This is a genomic window from Pseudomonas sp. FJ2-5-13, assembly GCF_029201605.1.
GTDB lineage: Bacteria > Pseudomonadota > Gammaproteobacteria > Pseudomonadales > Pseudomonadaceae > Aquipseudomonas > Aquipseudomonas lactis.
In genome coordinates, this window is record NZ_CP104045.1 from 4980269 (window position 1) to 4996928 (window position 16660).

Consider the following 16660-nt stretch of genomic DNA (forward strand, 5'->3'; position numbering starts at 1 on the left):
TTCCATTTGGTATGAGCAGCATTCTTCATGCTTCAACCCGACACTTTGCCCGCGGTCATTGCCGGCCCGCTCCTACGGCGCCTGGAGCCGCAACGCCTGGTTATCTGGTTGGTGGGCAGTCGTGCCCTGCCCCTGTGCTTTAGGCTGCAATTACCCTCGGGTGAGGCGCTGGATATCCCACTCGATGCAACGCACTGCCAAGTCGTGCCCGTCGGGCGCCATGCCTTTATCCACCTGATCGACATCGCCCTGAGCCACGCCCTGCCACAGGATGAAATCATCGGTTACGACCTGTTGATTGACGGCCTCGGCATTGCACAATGGGCACCACACTTGCTGTATGGCGACGCCACTACGCCCAGCTTCGTGCTGCATAGCCGCATCCACCACTTGGTGCATGGCTCGTGCCGTAAACCCCACCACCGCGCCGACGAAGGCTTGTTGTGTGTCGACCGCCTGTTGGCGGATGCTCGCACCCCGCTCGACCGCCCAGCCTTATTGATGATGAATGGCGACCAGATCTACGCCGACGACGTCGCAGGGCCCATGCTCCGCGCCATTCATGGGCTGATTGCGCGCCTGGGCCTGTTCGATGAGTACCTGGAGGGCGCGGTGGTGAGCGACAGCGCCAGCCTTTATGGGCATCACGCCAGCTATTACCACCGGGCCGACCTGCTCCCTGCACTGGACAGTAACGAGACCTTGCGCGAACGCTTTTTCGGCGGCGTGAAGAAGCCGATCTTCACCAGCAGCACCGCCGACAATCACCTGGTGACCTTTGCCGAAGTGATCGCGATGTACCTGCTGGCCTGGTCGCCAGCACCCTGGGCGCTGATCACGCCAGAACCGCCGCCGCTGAGCGCGCAAGAACAGCAACGCTACGCCCGCGAACAGGTTCATATCAATCAGTTCCGCGACGGCCTGCCTGGAGTGGCGCGGGTGTTCGCGCACCTGTCGACGCTGATGATGTTTGACGATCACGACGTCACCGACGACTGGAACCTCAGCGCGCAGTGGGAAGAAACCGCCTACGGCCATCCCTTTTCCAAACGCATCATCGGCAATGCCTTGCTGGCGTATCTGCTATGCCAAGGCTGGGGCAACCAGCCCCAGGTATTTGGCGAACTCCTGAGCCAGACCCAGGCACTCACCGGCCAGGCACAAGGCAATCATCTCGACACAGCGGCGCAAGACGCGTTGCTGGAGGCCCTGCTGAAATTCCAGCAGTGGCACTACGTATTGCCCACCAGCCCGGCACTGGTGGTACTCGACACCCGCACCCGACGCTGGCGCAGCGAGTTCACCCTCAAGCAACCCTCTGGCCTGCTGGACTGGGAAGCCTTGAGTGAACTGCAACAAGCCCTGCTGGACCACCCGTCAGCCATCATTGTCTCGCCCGCGCCGGTCTTTGGCGTCAAGCTGATCGAGACGGTGCAAAAGGTCTTCAGCTGGTGCGGTTTCCCGCTGCTGGTGGACGCCGAGAACTGGATGGCTCACCGCGGCGCCGCCCAGGTGATTTTGAATATCTTGCGCCACTCACGCACGCCGGGTAACTACGTGATCCTTTCCGGTGACGTGCATTACTCGTTTGTCTACCAAGTGCTGATCCGCCACCGCAACGGCGGCCCCAATATCTGGCAAATCACCAGCAGCGGCATCAAGAACGAGTTCCCGCCGCGCCTGCTGGAATGGTTCGACCGCCTCAACCGCTGGCTCTACTCCCCGCGTTCGCCGCTCAACTGGTTTACTCGCCGGCGCACCATGCAGGTGGTGCCCTATATTCCCGAGCACGCCGAAGCGGGTGAGCGATTGTGGAACTCGGCAGGCATTGGCCAGGTATTTTTCAATGAGCAGGGCCAACCGCAGTCCATTTACCAGCACAACGCGGATGGAAGGCCTCGGACAAAGATGATGGCGCCAGAAAAATAGCGTTTCGCCACTCGTCATAAGCAGCACACCTGCCCTATTCAAAGCGCGCAAGCGCCGATGTACAGTAGCGCCAGCCACGGAGTATCGGCTTCAACCATGACTGGCCTTGGGCGCCAGCCCCCGCAGGAAGCGCGCAGATGGACGATACATCCGGCAAAGAACCGCTACGCAATGAGGTGTCCGACCTTAACGTCGACCTGTTGCACGCCATCATGGAACTGGTCAGTGATGGCATCTGGGACTGGAACGCCAACACCGGCTTCGTCTACCGCAACCCCGGCTGGTACGAAATGCTTGGCTACTCCCACCACTCCCTGGAAAACAGCGTGTTCACCTGGGAGAACGTGATCCACCCCGAGGATTACCCCCGCGTGATGGCCGGGTTCGATGACTACATCTGCCAACGCGCCCCTCATTACCGGGCCGAATACCGTTGTCGCAAAGAAGACGGTACGTACCTGTGGATCGAGGACCGTGGCTACGTCATTGCCCGCAACCCCGACGGTTCCGTGGCGCGCATGGTGGGCGCACACCGCGATATTCATACACGCAAATGCTCCATCGAACAGCTGCAAAAGCGCAACCAGTCCTTGGAAGCACTAATCGCGGAGCGCACCCTTGAGTTGTCGCGCGTCAACCAGCAACTGCAATTGCAACTGGACGAAAACCGCTCTTTGGCCGAGCGGGACGCCCTGACGCGCATCGCCAATCGGTACCGCCTGGAAAAAGTACTGCTGGAAGAATGCGACCGTGCCGAGCGCTTCCGCCTGCCACTGGCGCTGGTGGCCATGGATGTCGATGACTTCAAGCCGATCAATGACCAATACGGCCACGGCGTCGGCGACCAGACCCTGATACGGGTAGTGGAACAGCTGGAAGCCTGTGTACGTAAAAGCGACTTGCTGGCGCGCTGGGGCGGCGATGAATTTATGGTGGTGCTGCCCAAAAGCAGCCTGGACACGGCCAAAGAGCTGGCCGAAAGGATTCGCCATAAAATCAAGACGGCGACCCCCTTGGGCGCGTTGAACGTTACCCTGAGCCTGGGCGTAGTAGAGCGGCGCATGGGGGAATCCCCGGCTGCGCTGATGGCGCGGGCCGATCAAGCCTTGTATCGGTCCAAGGCGGCGGGCAAGGATGGGGTGTCGGAATAGCCGCAGCTCCTTCCAAGGTGGAATGACCCGGCAACTTTATTTCGTTTGCGGCAAGGCCCGGCGCGCAGCTTAGATAAGCTCCCGCACGCCACCGCAGAGCCTTCCCGTCATGAGCCACGCCACCATCAGTCAGTCGATTTCCATCGTTCATCCCATCAGCCTGAGCCACGGTAAAAACGCCGAAGTCTGGGACACGGCGGGCAAGCGTTACATCGACTTTGTGGGCGGTATCGGCGTACTCAATCTGGGCCATTGCCACCCGGCCGTGGTGGCGGCGATTTGCGAGCAAGCCACCCGGCTTACTCATTACGCGTTCAACGCCGCACCGCATACGCCCTACATCGAGCTGATGCAACGTCTCAGCGCTTTTATCCCGGTGGAATACCCGGTCAGCGGCATGCTCACCAACAGCGGCGCCGAGGCGGCCGAAAACGCCCTGAAGATCGCCCGTGGTGCCACCGGGCGCACGGCGGTGATCGCCTTTGACGGCGCCTTCCACGGGCGCACCCTGGCAACCCTCAACCTCAATGGCAAGGTCGCGCCCTACAAGCAGAAGGTTGGTGTACTGCCCGGCCCTGTGTATCACCTGCCCTACCCCAGCACCGATAATGGTGTGACCTGCGCCGAAGCGCTGAAGGCCATGGACCGTCTGTTCAGCGTGGAAATCGACGTAAACGATGTGGCCTGCTTCATCATCGAGCCGGTGCAGGGCGAAGGCGGTTTTCTCGCCCTGGACACTGATTTCGCACAGGCTCTGCGGCGCTTCTGCGACCAGCACAACATCCTGCTGATCATTGATGAAATCCAGTCGGGTTTCGGGCGCACCGGCCAGCGTTTCGCCTTCTCGCGCCTGGGCATCGAGCCGGACCTGCTGCTGCTCGGCAAAAGCATCGCCGGCGGCATGCCACTGGGGGCGGTGCTCGGGCGCAAGGCGCTGATGGACAACCTGCCCAAAGGCGGCCTGGGCGGTACGTACTCGGGTAATCCCATCGCCTGTGCGGCGGCGCTGGCGACCCTTGAGGTGATGAGCGATGAACATCTGAACGCGTGGGGCGTCGCGCAGGAGGCCGCGATTGTGGGCCGCTATGAAGCCTGGCGCGCGCAACAACTGTCGCCCTACCTGGGCCGCCTTACCGGTGTCGGCGCCATGCGGGGCATTGAACTGGCCCATGCCGACGGCACACCCGCCCCCAAGCAACTGGCGCAACTGCTGGAGCTGGCGCGCAAGGCGGGCTTGCTGCTGATGCCCAGCGGCAAGTCGCGGCACATCGTACGCTTGCTGGCCCCGCTGACCATCGAGCCTGAGGTGTTGAAGGAAGGCCTGGATATTCTCCAGGCGTGTCTCACACAGTTGGACGAATAGCGGCCTGCCTTGACCTGATCCCCTCACCCGCTGAAAATGCCCGACGTTTTTTTGTCTCTCCGCATACTACGCAGTGAAATTTTAATGTCTGATTCCTACACCGAAAAATCCGCCGAAGAATCCGTAGTCGCCCTGCACGCCAAAGCCGAATACGAAAACGCCATCAATCTTTCACAGCATGTGCCAGCCGCCAAGATCATCAGCGAGATGGTGCTGGACGCGTTTCACACCTCCAAGGAAAGCGACCAGATCCGCGAGCTGCGCGTTGCCATCCGCCAGGCCCATGATGCCTTTGACGATGACAAAGCCTATGAGCTGATGGGCCAGCTCAAGCAATTGAAAGACGCCGAAGCCGCAGACAACGCCGCGCTGGAACACCTGAGCAGCCAGTTCTCGATCAGCCGCATCCTGTCCAGCTTCAAGGACGACCCAGAGTTTCAGGAACTGGTCTACGGCCTGGCCCTCAAGGTGCTTAACCAGTCGCACCAGGCCATCAGCAACCCGAGCGCCGGCAAGGGCAAGGCTGCACGCACCAAGAAAGACACCGAAGTGTTTGTGATCAGCAAGGATGGCATCAGCGTCACCCTGCCGCTGCGCACGCCGCGCTCCAAGCTCAACGTGGACCGCGAAGCGCTGGAGTTCCTGGGCTTCACCTTTGTGGGCGAAGGCAGCGAGGCGGAGCTTGCGAGCGAAACCTTCATCGACAACAGCGGCGCCGAGCAGCCGGTCACGCGCAAGAGCATCGTGACCGCGCTGCAACAGCAAAGCGCCTTTGACGGTTACGCCATCGCCGCCCAGTAATTGCCCGACACTACAAACTACGCAGGGTCAACAGAGCCTGCTCGACTTGGGCGAGAGTGATATGCCGGCCCACCGAGGCACGCACAAAGTGTGTGACGCCCAAGTCTTTAAGCAACAACGGAGTATGAGCGGTGGTACCTGCCCACAAGTTGAGCCCCAGCTCGCGGGCTTGGCCGACAAATGCCTTGGCCGGCAGGTTGTGCGGCACAAACGAGACAATTCCAGTCTGCTCGAACTGATCACACATAAGCGTCAACTGCGGCAGGCGTCGCAATTCCTTCATCAACAGCGCATAGGGCTCCGTACTCACCTGCCCGCCGCCGACCTGCACATATTCCTGCAGCGCCGTATGCAAGCCCACCTGGGCCGAGAGGCTTTTTTCAGCTATTTCCAGCACCCGCGCACTGGCCACGTCCAGCCGGTTGACCTGGCCATCTGTGCTGGCGGCGTGCAAATCGGCAAAATTGAGCTGCAATTGGCCAAGCAATCGTGGCGACACGTAAGCAACACCACTGCCACGGGGCCCGCAGAGAAACTTGCGGCCCGCACCTGTCAATAAATCACAGTGGATATCGCGCACATCCAGCGGTAACTGCCCCAACGACTGGCAGGCATCCACCACATACAACGCATTCGCGTCCTTGAGCAGTGCCCCCAGCGCTTCCACCGGATTGATCACCCCACAACACGAAGGCAGGTGCGACACACTGACCAGGAACACATCATCGTCCAAATGACGCCGCACCCACTCCAAGTCCAGCGGGCTGGTGGCCGTGGTGGGGATCACTTCGACGCGAATGCCACACGATAGCTTGAGGTAGTTGAAAAAGATCAGGTTTGCCGCGTACTCAGAAGTTGATACCCAGACCCGCTTACCCTGGGGAAATTGCAGTTTGCCGAGGATGCTTGTCCAGGCTTCGGTGGCACTGCTGAAAAAACCAATCTGTGAAGGCTGGGCATTCAACAGCCCGGCCATCACCCGGTACAGGTCGACGTTGAGCAACTCTTCATAGGCAAGCTCGGCTTCGTAGCTGCCTATCTGCGCTTCAATGGAGGTAAAACGCTGTATAGCATTGAGCGTGGCCGACGACATCAGGCCCGCACCGGCAGTGTTCAAATGCACCCTATTCATTTCATGCTTCCTTGTTCCACAAAACAGCCGATCCTTTCATCACGCCCACTGCCACTGCGAACAACAGCAATACCGTACCCGCCAGCAGCCACGGCGAAGGCAGGGATGGCTGTGACATCAGCATGAACGCCAGCGGCGGTGTGATCATTACGCCGATATTCACTCCCGCCGAGTAATAGCCGAGGTTGCGGTCAACGGTGTGACGGCTGGAGATACTGCTGACGTAGTGGGTGATACTGGGGAACACGACCATCTCCCCCAGGCTCCATAGCACGGTCGCGGCTAGCAACAACGCACCGATATGGCTGAAGCCCATCAGGAAAAACCCTACGCCGGCCATCAGGAAACCGGCCACCAGGGAGCGACTGCTCGACAGGTGCGACATGCGTTGGTTAATCGGTACTTCGAACAGAATCACCAGCAGTGCATTGATAAAAAAGATGATGCCGACGTAGTAAGCCGGCAACTCGGTGTAGTTGATGATGTAGGCCGACAGAAACGTTGGCGGCAGTGCATAGGCGATGTGCACCGGCAACGCCGCCAGCAGAATCACCAGCAAGCGCGAACGCTCGTGCATTGCGTTTTCTGGCAGCCCGTTGCCTTTACTGGCAACGCCAGCCCCTTGTGTCACCGGTACCGTACGCCCAAGCCACAGGCAGGCGATAAAGGCGACAAGGGACAACGCCGCGTTGAGGTAGAACACCGCATCGGCGTTACTCAGGAAAATCAGGCTGCCCAAGAGCGGCCCGATTGCCATGCCGATGTTGATCGCCAGGCGGTTGCAGGAGAACGCCACCTTGCGCGATTCGCTACTGCTGTGAGCTACAGTTTCGGAGAACGTGGCGGGGGTGAATGCTTCGTAGCAGCCCCCCCACAGAAACGACAGCACAAACAACACCGCGGTGTTCTCCACCGACGGAATGATCAGCAGCAGCACCGCGTTGAGCAGTAACGAACCGAGGATCACCCGATTGGCAGAAAAACGCTTGATCACCCCGCCGATGATCAAGTCAACAAACAACGCACCCGCGCCATACACGCCCACCAGCAAACCTGCGGTGCCCGCCGATACGGCGTGCTGATGAATCAGGTACGCCGCATAGAAAGGGAACGCCATGGTGCCCATGCGGAACACCAGGGTGATCAGGAACAGCAACTGCAAGCGGGCATTGAGCCCACGTAAAGCGCGATAGGTGCCCATCATCAGCGGATCACATAGACGTTGTCTTTGTTCTGGCGAATCTGCTCGTAATCCTCGTCGATACTGCGCTGGCTCTCCGATACCAGAAACACCCGCAGGGGGCTGCTGAGCAGGTCCACGGTCTTTTTCATCAACTTGCCGGCCTTGTATTTGACGCTCAGCTTATGCACCGAGGGCAGCGCCTCGATCAAGTGGATAGCGGAGTCGTTGAAACCAGTGACCTCACCTTGCAGCGTGGTATCGGTGTTAATGACACAGGCTTCCTTGAGTTTTTGATAGCGCTTGCCGGCATAGTTTGCCTTGAACGCCTCACCATCGCAGTACGCCAGGTAGGTGAGCTGCGCCTGGTTGCCGCCCAGGCTGATGTCGTGGAATCGGGGCTCCATGTTGCCGTTCAAGCGAGCACCGACTTCTACCAGCGCAGGGCCGGCTTCAGTGAGGATCACTTCCGAATGGGCTGGGCCATTATTGATACCCAACGCCTTGAGCGCCTGCACAATGTAATCGACCAGTACGTTGGCCTCGGCACTGTCCGGCGCAATCAGAACGTCACGGTCATAGATGTTCTTGCCGCCACTGATTTCACGCTTCACATAGCGCCATATCCCACAGACGTAGGCCTGCCCATCACGGCTGACGGTATCGACGATATACTCCGGGCCCTTGAGGTAGGACTGGCAAAGAATCTCGGTGTTGGCCAGGCCGAAGATGTCCAGGTTGGATATGACCTCCTCACAGGCGCGCTTGACGTCCTCGACGTTGTGGCAGATCGAGACGCCGTCTGTCGAAGCCGAGCTCAGCGGTTTGATCACGCACGGAAACACATGGCCGGCCTCTACCCAAGCCAGCAGTTGCTCGGGGTCCGAGGATTTGATCTGGCGGGCGGTCAACAGGCCCGCGGCCGCGACTTTATTGATCATCTCAAACTTGTCGCGGCGAGCACGTGACCCCGCGCTGCCGTTGGATGTGGACAACTGCAGTTGTTCGCTCAAGTAATCGGCAAATGGCACGCCGGGCTCCTGGCCAGCAATGACGGCGACTACGTTGAATTCGCGCAGGCGCTGCACGATCTCTTCAGCGTTGTCGTTGAACGCCAAATTGTGTTCGAACTCCGACAGATCCGGGCCGAGCATGCTCGGCATCAACACTGGAGTACTCTGTACATGGATCAGACTGAAGCCAGCGTCCCGAAAATATTGCGGCAGGAAATTACCGCTCGAGTAGACATCCACCAATGCGACGTACTGCTTCATAAGAATGTCCTTTTTCAGTAATGAGTGGCGGTTTCAGAGGCCCGTGGCGAAGCCACGTCATCCAGCGCCAGGAAAATGTTCTGCGGAAACTCAGCCACACGGTGCAACAGGTGCAGGTACCAGTTGGTGCCATACACCGCCGACACGCGGGCCTTAACCTGACCCTGGTTTTTTACCTTCTGAATCAATTCAGGGCGCACACCGTGAAGCATCTCCAGCTCGCCTCGGTCGGCGATGCGGCTGGTGAGGATTTCTTCAACCAGCAATGGGTCCTGGGTCGCGAAAGCGAACGGACCACGGCCGCCATTGATTCGGTCCAGTAACCCCAGGTAACGCTCGTTGAGCGCATTGCCACGCGGTAAAGCAATCGCGGCAGGCTCAGCATAGACGCCTTTGACCAAGCGTACTTTGCAGCCGGTTTCCAGGACCGCCCCGAGGTCATCCGGGGTTCGATTCAGTTGCGCCTGCAAGGTGATACCCACGTTGGGGAAGCGCCCGCTCAGTTGCAGGAAGATATCGAGGATCGAATCCGTCCATTGAGAACGCTCCATACTGATGATCACACCGATATCCTTATCGGCTGCGTGGGTCAGGATCTTCGAGCAGTTCTCAATCGCCAGTTCGCGGGAAATGATGGTGCCGACGTTGGACAGGTCGAACCCCAACTGCGGGGGTTCTCCAAGCTTGGGGTGCTGTGCAATCAAGTCGATGAGTTTCAGGTACTCATCGGTAGCCGTGGTGACCTCGGCTAATGTCGTCGCTTCCTCGCCAACGAACTCGACACCGGTGCGATAGCCTTTCTCCAGCAGGGCCCCAAGCTTATCAAGCATCTCCAGGCGATCTTCGGAGATGATGTAACGAAGAGCGGCAGGCCGCAGGAAGTCGCGTAGCGTCTCGCTCTGCAGGAACAAATCGCGATAGGTTTTGTTCGCCGCCAGTTTCTTCAGGGCCAGGGTTGCCAGCAGGCTGTTGTCGATCGTGTTCATGGCATTAAACCCCGTAGGACTGGTTGAGCATACGACGTGCGAAACTCGAATCGTCGGTGTGGTTGGCAATCTTGTGGGCGCGGAACTTGGCCGCGTAACTGAGCAACGTTTCCTTATGGCGGCTCTGCCGATCACGGGTAAAGATCCCGGCCCACAGGTTGTCCCAGCGCGCGTACTCAGGGTGAGTCATCAGCAGCTTATGAGCCTTGCGCATATTCCAGTGGGGAATGGACGGATGTAGGTGGTGCACGAGGTGGTAATTGTCGTCGTGGCGACCGAAAAAGAAGTTCTCCAGCACATTGCCTTTACGGTTGCGGGTCAACAACAGCTTGTCGGTCTCAACGGCCGGCATCGGATAATGCTCGGCCAGCTCGATGATCCAGCCTACGGCCACGGCGGTGGTAAACAGCGGCACCAGCCAGAACAACACTAATTCAGCGACCACCCCAAACCAGGCGACCACAGCAAAAATCACCGCCCAATAAGCCCACATCATCATGCGTTCCTTGCGGATGCGCGGGTCTTGCCCCTGGACACGGTCCTTGACCACATAATTGATGTACTGAAGGGTTCTGTAGCCGGATAGCGCCATCACGACGTTCTTCAAGAAGAACTCGCGCTCGCTTTGTTGAAGGTCATACAGGCCGCACTTGAGATGGAAATTGTAGTCAGGGTCTTTTTCTGGATGCCCCAAGTGCACGTGGTGGTTCTTGATGTGCGAAGTGCTGTAGGACTGGTACAAGTGGAAGACCAGGTACCCAGAAAGAAACGTACCGGCAAACCAGTTGATCGCACGATTTTTCGCCAGCACCTTGTGGGTTGACTCGTGCAGTACGTTAGTCAAAGCACGTTGAGTGGTGCCGATCAAAAACAGCGAAACCGGGTAGAACCAATAGCTGACGCCCAACGACAGGTAAATGGCAAAAGCAATAATTGCATAGTCCTTACCCAGTGCGATGGCCCAGTGATAGTTATCTTTTTTACACAAGTGCTTAAGCATCCCGAATGTTTCCCGGGAAATACCAGCAGCGTATTCGCTAGCAGGTTCTTTGTTTTTATCGACCAGCATAATCACTCCATAATTAAGCGGCACGCTGCAACACTCGATCCGCGCAGGACGAAGAGGATTTTTGAGTGCTGCGGCTATTGTTTTTTTTGCCTGAGCTAGACTCATCGGCTGCAAAAAAACTAAAGCACCGCTTAACAGTGAACAAGCTGCCCTTTTAGACAGGTAGCGCCAAATCAGGCGTGCACGCGCGCGCTCGCCGATGAAAACTCATCGGCGAGCGCGGTATTTTTACAAGGGAGTGCCTGCGGATCAGGCCTGTTCGCGGATATAGCCCAGTTGCAAGGCTTTACGGATTGCGGACTTGCCGTTGGTGACATTCAACTTGCTGAAGATATTCTTCATATGAAACTTTACCGTACGCGGGCTCATTGAGACCAAGAGCGCTATTTCGTTATAGGTCTTGCCCAGGCTGGTCCAGGACAATACCTCTGTTTCGCGAGGAGTCAGCACGGTTTTCCGTACAACAGGGGCGAGCGAGGTTGCGCCACTTTCCAGCGCCTCATCGTAAACCGAGACCAGCAGCATCTGCAGTTCGCTTTTGTTGGCCAGCACTCTTTCGCGAAACTGTTGATGCTCTCCGAAACTGCACAGGTTGAGAATGGAATAAAAACCCTGGTTGCCATGCACAATAAAACTGGCGCCCTCGCCCACAGGTGCACAAGGCCCCGGCACCGGCACCGCTTCTGCCGCAGGGGCCAGGATGTTTTCATCGCTCCAGAAAAACGGTTTTATGCGGCGCTTGGACAAGGACAACAATTGACCGCGTTGGTAAAAATCATCCGCCGCGTCACCGCGGTCCAGCGCATCGGGGTAATTGGTGATGATTTCCGCTTCATCCAGCGTCGGCCCGCATTGATAAACCTCGAAATGTCCGAGGCCACGTCGACTCAGCTCCGCATCGAGCAATTGACGCACATCAGCGGGCTGAATGAGCGTGTTGTTATTGGCTTGACCATCGCTTCGCATGAATATCATCCCTGATGAGTGACAACGGGGTGAAGCTAGCGATCTGACGGAAGTGCTTCAATCCGGAAGCTTCTGATCAGAGCCGACCCACTCCGTAGGAAATTTCTCTAAACAGGGGAAAGAATGAAACATGCCTGACGGCCTTGTCCAGTGCTTCCGATGGCGAACCGACCGTGAGCAGCTATAGCGCCGCCTGATCAGACCACCTGCGTCGCAAAGGCCTCGCGAAAACGTTCCATCTCCCGCGAGTTACCCACCGTCACCCGCACCCAATGCGGCCAAGTCTTCCACACCCGCCCAACCAGCACATTCTGTGCGGCCAACCGCTCAATCACCTGCTCAGCCGGGCGCTTCACGTCGATCATGAAACAATTGCTGTGGGAAACGGTGCAGGTAAAGCCCCGGCCCTTGAGCCAGGCGATCGTCTCATCGCGCAACCTGGCATTGCGCGCTTTGCGTTGGCCCACCAGTTGCGCGTCTTCCAGGCTGGCACGGGCGGCCAACAAGCTGGCGCCGGCCGGGACGTTGTCGCCGCCGAACACCGCCAACCGCTCCAGCAGCGCCGGGTGGCCGATCGCCAGGCCCAGGCGCGCACCGGCCATGCCGTAGATCTTGGAGAACGTGCGCAGCACCAGCAGGTCGTCATGGTCGTTGACCCAGCTCACGCAACTGGGGGCGTCACAGAAGTCGATATAAGCCTCGTCCACTACCAGCACGCTGCCCTTGGGTTTGTGCGCCAGGGCTTGGCGGATGGCCTCGGTCGAGGTGAGCGTACCGGTCGGGTTGTTGGGGTTGCACAGGTACAGCATGCCGGCCTGTGGGTCCGCCGCGAGCATGGCAGGCACATCGTGGGCATGCTGGGCGTCGAGGTTCACTTCTTGCACCCGCGCCTTGATCGACTCGGCCGCCTGGCGCGGTACTTCGTAGGACGGCGTGGCCATCACCAGGCCGCGGGTCTGGCTGGTGAACGCCAGCACCGCGTAACGCAGGGCGGCCATCGAGCCGGCAAATACCCCGACGTTTTCTTCGGCTATGCCCTGTTGTTGGGCGAACAGCGCGGCCAATGCGTACATATCCCCGTAAGGGTAACGTCCGGACGCCGCTATCGCGCGCTGCATCGCCTGGCGAGCCGCGTCTGAAGGACCGTAGGGGCTTTCGTTGTAATTGAGCAGCACCTTGTCAGATTTCGTCGGCGCCGGGCTGGCGACGGCCCAATTGAGCTGCCCCATCACAGGCAGGGCCGCGCCCAGGGCGAGAAGGGATCGACGACTGACACGCACCATGGTGACTACTCCTTGTAGAGGCGCGAGGGATTCGCGCAGGCCGTTCAGAAGAGTATGACGAGAAAGCCGTTGCCGGATTTACCACCAAGGCGTATCCCTGCACTCAGTACTTTATTGTTATAGCGGGCGCATGCAACACTTTCACTGCCGCCAAACCCGCAACATCGGGTTGTGCCGGCATGGACTGATGACTAAATGGAAGTGGTGAGCACTTGATACACAGACGGGAAAAAACCGAGCACTTGAAGAGCAACATCAAGTACTTGATCAAGAGTCGTGGCGAAACCCAGCTTTCGTTAAGCAGTGCCGCCGGCCTGACCAGGACGACTATCTACAACATCCTGGAAGGCAAGGTCGTTAACGTACAGCAGTCGACGATTCGCAAGATCTCGGACTTCTTTGGCGTGTCCTACGAAGAAATCGAGACCATCAGTTTTGAGGCCAAGGAAGTCATCGAGAGCAACGTTTCCCCGCTGGGTAACAAGAACCCCGCGGCAGTGCCTGTGCTCAAGGAAAGCCTGCTCATGCAGAACCTGGGCAAGCGCATCGGTGAACTGGCCACGCTTCATCCACTGACCTACTACTTTGGCAGCGCCTGCAACCTGATCGGCGTGCGCCTGGAGCACGGAATTCCCGGCCTCAACGAACCGGGGGACTTGCTGATCGTGCAGAAAGGCTCGTCGAGCGACGATAAAGAAAAGCTGGTATACGACCGCGCCACCAAGAAGCTGTTCATCACCCTCGAACCCTGCGGGAACTCAGACCGGTTGTGTGTCATCGGCGACATCCTTGAGGAGCGCTTCAATGACACCATCTGAGGGCGCCGTTGAAAACAGCAAATACAAGTTGCTGGGTTTTGAAAATGACAAGCGCCTGGCGGTGATCATGGTGATCGCCACGGGCAAGGTCCTCAAGATCAAGCTGAGTGAAGTGCTCAGCAGCGAAATGATGGACAACTTCAACAAGATGGAAATCAAGAACCTGTACAAGAAGTTCTATTCCCAAGGCGGAGCACTGACCGCTTACGAGATAAACGACCGCAATGAAAACTCCTGGATGATCTACATCATCCTGAACTTGCTGCTGTTCACCTTCTATATCTTCACCAGCATTGCCGCGACCAAGCCGATTTATCTGGAGTCCTTGGGCATCATCGTCACGCCGGGCACGTTCCTGTACCCGCTGACCTTTTTGATCGTGGACTTGCTCAACGAGAATTTTGGTTTGCGCCTGGCCAGGCGGGCCATTCTGTTTGCGTTTGCCAGCAACGCGATGATCATCATCCTGCTGTATGGCTCCACGTTCCTGCCGGGGCTGCCGGGCTGGAAGCTGGATGGGCCTTATACCGACGTGATCCTGCAAGTATCGTCGGTGCTGGTGGCCTCTTCGGTGTCGTTCCTGGTGTCGGAGAACATAAACTCCTACCTGCTGTGCAAGATCAAGGAGCTGACCAACTCCAGGTACCTGTACCTGCGGATATTCCTCAGTACGTTCTTCGCGGTGATTATCGACAGCTTCCTGTTCTGCTTCATTGCCTTCTACGGGGCGATGCAGACCAGCGATATCCTCAGCATGATTTATGTCCAGATCGCGATCAAAGTCGGCTTTGCGTTCTTCAATATCCTGCCCGCCTATGGCGCACGCTCATTGTTCAAACGCTATCAATAATCCTGTAGGAGCGAGCTTGCTCGCGAAGAACGTCAACGATCACGCAGCGCATCTGGTGGAACGCGGCGCTCTCAGGTTTTTCGCGAGCAAGCTCGCTCCTACAAGGGTTATTTGAGTTGCAACTTGTGCTTGAGGCTCTGCATGACAGGTGTCTTGTTCTGCAGGTAGTCATTCAAGCCCCGAGCGCGCAGGTTGCACGCATCACACTCGCCGCAGCCGGTACCGATGATGCCGTTGTAGCAAGTCAGTGTTTGCTCGCGCACCAGCTCCAGTTGCCCGTGGTAATCGGCCAGGGCCCAGGTCTCGGCCTTGTTCAGCCACATCAACGGCGTGTCCAGGCGCACGTCATATTCCATGCCCAGCTTGAGGGCCTGGTTGAGCGCTTTGACAAACTCATCCCGGCAATCCGGGTAGCCCGAGAAGTCGGTTTCGCACACGCCGGTGATGACGGTCTCGGCCTTGACTTGGTAGGCGTAGATCGCAGCCAGGGTCAGGAACAGGATGTTGCGCCCCGGCACAAAGGTGCTCGGCAGGCTTTCGCCCGAGCTGTTCACGGTCGGCACCGGAATGTTGTCACGGGTAAGGCTGCTGATCGCCAGCTCATTGAGCAGGGACACATCCATCACTTTGTGCACAGTGGCACCCAACTGCTTGGCCAACTTCTGGGCCACTTCGATTTCTGCCACATGGCGCTGGCCGTAATCAAAGGTAATGCAGTGCACTTCGTCATACAGCGGCAGGGCCTGGATCAGGCAGGTGGTCGAATCCTGCCCGCCACTGAAGACCATTACGGCTTTTTTACTCATTGCATTGCTTCCTGCATTCGAAGAATTAGGGTGTAGGAGCGCGCTCGCTCGCGAAAAACGTCAACGATAACGCAGCGTATCCGGTTTGGCGCAGCGCTCAATAAAAAACCCCGCGCGACTTTCGAAGGCGGGGCTTTTTTACTGCAAGACCACTCAGTGAGCGTAGGTCAGCAACAGCTCTTTCGGCACTTGGAAATCCAGGGACATCATCACGCTGAGCGCGGTGATGGTGAAGATCGAGAACACGAACAGCTTGCGCGCCCAGACGGTGTCGTCCACCGCCTTGTAGCCGGTCCAGGCCATGTACAACCAGTACATGCCCATGGCGGCGGCAACAGCGAGGTAGCTCATGCCGGCGTAGCCACTGAAGGTCAACATCAAGGTCGCCACGAGGAAGGCCAGGATGTAGAGCAGGATGTGTTTCTTGGCCACCTGGATGCCACGCTTGACCGGCAATACCGGAATCGACGCAGCCAGGTAGTCATTGAAGCGGAAAATCGCAATGGCGTAGGAATGCGGCATCTGCCACAAGCTGAACATCACCAGCAGCGTCAGCGCGGCCATGTCGAAGCTATTGGTCACAGCCACATAACCAATCACCGGCGGCATCGCCCCCGACAGGCTGCCCACCAGCGTGCCGTGAACCGACTTGCGCTTGAGGTACAGGCTGTAGAGGCCGACGTAGATGACAAAACCGATCACGGCAAACAGCGCCGCCAACGGGTTGGCCACCTTGTACAACAGGGCCACACCGGCAACACCCAGGACGGTCGCGTAGATCAGTGCCAGCTTCAGGGAGATAAGGCCCTGGACCAGCACGCGATTCTTGGTGCGCTCCATCTTGATGTCGATGTCACGGTCGATGCAGTTGTTGAATACGCAACCGGAAGCAACCACCAGGGACGTACCGATCATTGCCGCCAGGAAGATGGCCAGATCGACATGTCCCTTGGAGGCCAGGAAGAAACCGCCCGCCACAGAAAGCACGTTACCGAAAATGATCCCCGGTTTGGTGATTTGGATAAAGTGCTTAAGCGACATCGGGTCTTACC

The 16660-nt window shown here is 58.1% G+C and carries 15 protein-coding genes; 6 read left to right on the plus strand and 9 right to left on the minus strand.

The window, feature by feature from the left end; translation table 11 throughout:
- Positions 1-27: 27 nt before the first annotated feature.
- The 4 genes from N2A98_RS21990 to N2A98_RS22005 all read left to right on the plus strand — a co-directional run bounded on the left by N2A98_RS21990 (position 28) and on the right by N2A98_RS22005 (position 5244).
- On the plus strand, positions 28-1929 hold the full coding sequence (locus N2A98_RS21990) for an alkaline phosphatase D family protein (protein WP_275622640.1): 1902 nt from the start codon (positions 28-30) through the stop codon (positions 1927-1929).
- Between the two features lie 137 nt (positions 1930-2066).
- Positions 2067-3080 (plus strand): sensor domain-containing diguanylate cyclase, encoded by a 1014-nt coding sequence (locus tag N2A98_RS21995; RefSeq protein WP_275622641.1) that lies wholly within the window; start codon positions 2067-2069, stop codon positions 3078-3080.
- A 109-nt stretch (positions 3081-3189) separates the two neighbouring features.
- Positions 3190-4443 carry an aspartate aminotransferase family protein gene (locus tag N2A98_RS22000; RefSeq protein ID WP_275622642.1) on the plus strand — a complete coding sequence of 418 codons (1254 nt, stop codon included), beginning with the start codon at positions 3190-3192 and terminating at the stop codon, positions 4441-4443.
- A gap of 84 nt (positions 4444-4527) precedes the next feature.
- On the plus strand, positions 4528-5244 hold the full coding sequence (locus N2A98_RS22005) for a hypothetical protein (protein ID WP_032903659.1): 717 nt from the start codon (positions 4528-4530) through the stop codon (positions 5242-5244).
- Positions 5245-5254: 10 nt separating this feature from the next.
- On the opposite strand, the gene N2A98_RS22010 is transcribed toward N2A98_RS22005, so the two are convergent.
- The 7 genes from N2A98_RS22010 to N2A98_RS22040 form a co-directional block, all read right to left on the minus strand.
- Positions 5255-6376, minus strand: coding sequence for an aminotransferase class V-fold PLP-dependent enzyme (locus tag N2A98_RS22010; RefSeq protein ID WP_044268296.1), 1122 nt, complete (start codon positions 6374-6376; stop codon positions 5255-5257).
- Position 6377: 1 nt separating this feature from the next.
- Entirely contained in the window at positions 6378-7580 is a 1203-nt protein-coding gene (locus N2A98_RS22015) for an MFS transporter (protein WP_044268299.1), read from the minus strand.
- On the minus strand, positions 7580-8830 hold the full coding sequence (locus N2A98_RS22020) for an ATP-grasp domain-containing protein (RefSeq protein ID WP_078803763.1): 1251 nt from the start codon (positions 8828-8830) through the stop codon (positions 7580-7582). Before N2A98_RS22020 ends, N2A98_RS22015 begins: the two co-directional genes overlap by 1 nt.
- A 14-nt stretch (positions 8831-8844) precedes the next feature.
- Positions 8845-9816: a proline dehydrogenase family protein gene (locus N2A98_RS22025; protein ID WP_044268305.1), complete on the minus strand. Its 972-nt coding sequence runs from the start codon at positions 9814-9816 to the stop codon at positions 8845-8847.
- A 4-nt stretch (positions 9817-9820) separates the two neighbouring features.
- Positions 9821-10885 (minus strand): fatty acid desaturase family protein, encoded by a 1065-nt coding sequence (locus N2A98_RS22030; protein WP_044268307.1) that lies wholly within the window; start codon positions 10883-10885, stop codon positions 9821-9823.
- 249 nt (positions 10886-11134) lie between these two features.
- Positions 11135-11800, minus strand: a complete 666-nt coding sequence (locus N2A98_RS22035; RefSeq protein ID WP_275622643.1) for a LuxR family transcriptional regulator — start codon at positions 11798-11800, stop codon at positions 11135-11137.
- A 248-nt stretch (positions 11801-12048) separates the two neighbouring features.
- Positions 12049-13134: a pyridoxal phosphate-dependent aminotransferase gene (locus N2A98_RS22040; RefSeq protein ID WP_275622644.1), complete on the minus strand. Its 1086-nt coding sequence runs from the start codon at positions 13132-13134 to the stop codon at positions 12049-12051.
- A 212-nt stretch (positions 13135-13346) separates the two neighbouring features.
- Between N2A98_RS22040 and N2A98_RS22045 the strand changes: the two genes are divergently transcribed.
- The gene (locus N2A98_RS22045) at positions 13347-13952 is read left to right on the plus strand and encodes a helix-turn-helix transcriptional regulator (protein WP_078466397.1); all 606 of its coding nucleotides are present in this window, start codon (positions 13347-13349) and stop codon (positions 13950-13952) included.
- Entirely contained in the window at positions 13939-14802 is an 864-nt protein-coding gene (locus tag N2A98_RS22050) for a queuosine precursor transporter (protein ID WP_044268316.1), read from the plus strand. The genes N2A98_RS22045 and N2A98_RS22050 overlap by 14 nt, the downstream gene beginning before the upstream one ends.
- A 107-nt stretch (positions 14803-14909) precedes the next feature.
- Here the strand turns inward: N2A98_RS22050 and queC are convergent, their stop codons facing one another.
- Together queC and cyoE are read right to left on the minus strand one after the other, a co-directional pair.
- Positions 14910-15608 (minus strand): 7-cyano-7-deazaguanine synthase QueC, encoded by a 699-nt coding sequence (gene queC / locus N2A98_RS22055; RefSeq protein ID WP_044268318.1) that lies wholly within the window; start codon positions 15606-15608, stop codon positions 14910-14912.
- Between the two features lie 153 nt (positions 15609-15761).
- A complete protein-coding gene (gene cyoE, locus N2A98_RS22060; protein ID WP_003194050.1) occupies positions 15762-16649 on the minus strand; it encodes a heme o synthase in 888 nt (295 codons plus the stop codon).
- Positions 16650-16660 lie beyond the last annotated feature (11 nt).

Bases quoted from the DNA above. Each gene is read 5' to 3' on its own strand.
- N2A98_RS21990 (WP_275622640.1), top strand. From the start codon at position 28: ATGCTTCAACCCGACACTTTGCCCGCGGTCATTGCCGGCCCGCTCCTA.
- N2A98_RS22000 (WP_275622642.1), top strand. From the start codon at position 3,190: ATGAGCCACGCCACCATCAGTCAGTCGATTTCCATCGTTCATCCCATC.
- N2A98_RS22030 (WP_044268307.1), bottom strand. From the start codon at position 10,885: ATGCTGGTCGATAAAAACAAAGAACCTGCTAGCGAATACGCTGCTGGT.
- N2A98_RS22025 (WP_044268305.1), bottom strand. From the start codon at position 9,816: ATGAACACGATCGACAACAGCCTGCTGGCAACCCTGGCCCTGAAGAAA.
- N2A98_RS22020 (WP_078803763.1), bottom strand. From the start codon at position 8,830: ATGAAGCAGTACGTCGCATTGGTGGATGTCTACTCGAGCGGTAATTTC.
- N2A98_RS22005 (WP_032903659.1), top strand. From the start codon at position 4,528: ATGTCTGATTCCTACACCGAAAAATCCGCCGAAGAATCCGTAGTCGCC.
- cyoE (WP_003194050.1), bottom strand. From the start codon at position 16,649: ATGTCGCTTAAGCACTTTATCCAAATCACCAAACCGGGGATCATTTTC.
- N2A98_RS22050 (WP_044268316.1), top strand. From the start codon at position 13,939: ATGACACCATCTGAGGGCGCCGTTGAAAACAGCAAATACAAGTTGCTG.
- N2A98_RS22015 (WP_044268299.1), bottom strand. From the start codon at position 7,580: ATGATGGGCACCTATCGCGCTTTACGTGGGCTCAATGCCCGCTTGCAG.
- N2A98_RS21995 (WP_275622641.1), top strand. From the start codon at position 2,067: ATGGACGATACATCCGGCAAAGAACCGCTACGCAATGAGGTGTCCGAC.
- N2A98_RS22010 (WP_044268296.1), bottom strand. From the start codon at position 6,376: ATGAATAGGGTGCATTTGAACACTGCCGGTGCGGGCCTGATGTCGTCG.
- N2A98_RS22040 (WP_275622644.1), bottom strand. From the start codon at position 13,134: ATGGTGCGTGTCAGTCGTCGATCCCTTCTCGCCCTGGGCGCGGCCCTG.
- queC (WP_044268318.1), bottom strand. From the start codon at position 15,608: ATGAGTAAAAAAGCCGTAATGGTCTTCAGTGGCGGGCAGGATTCGACC.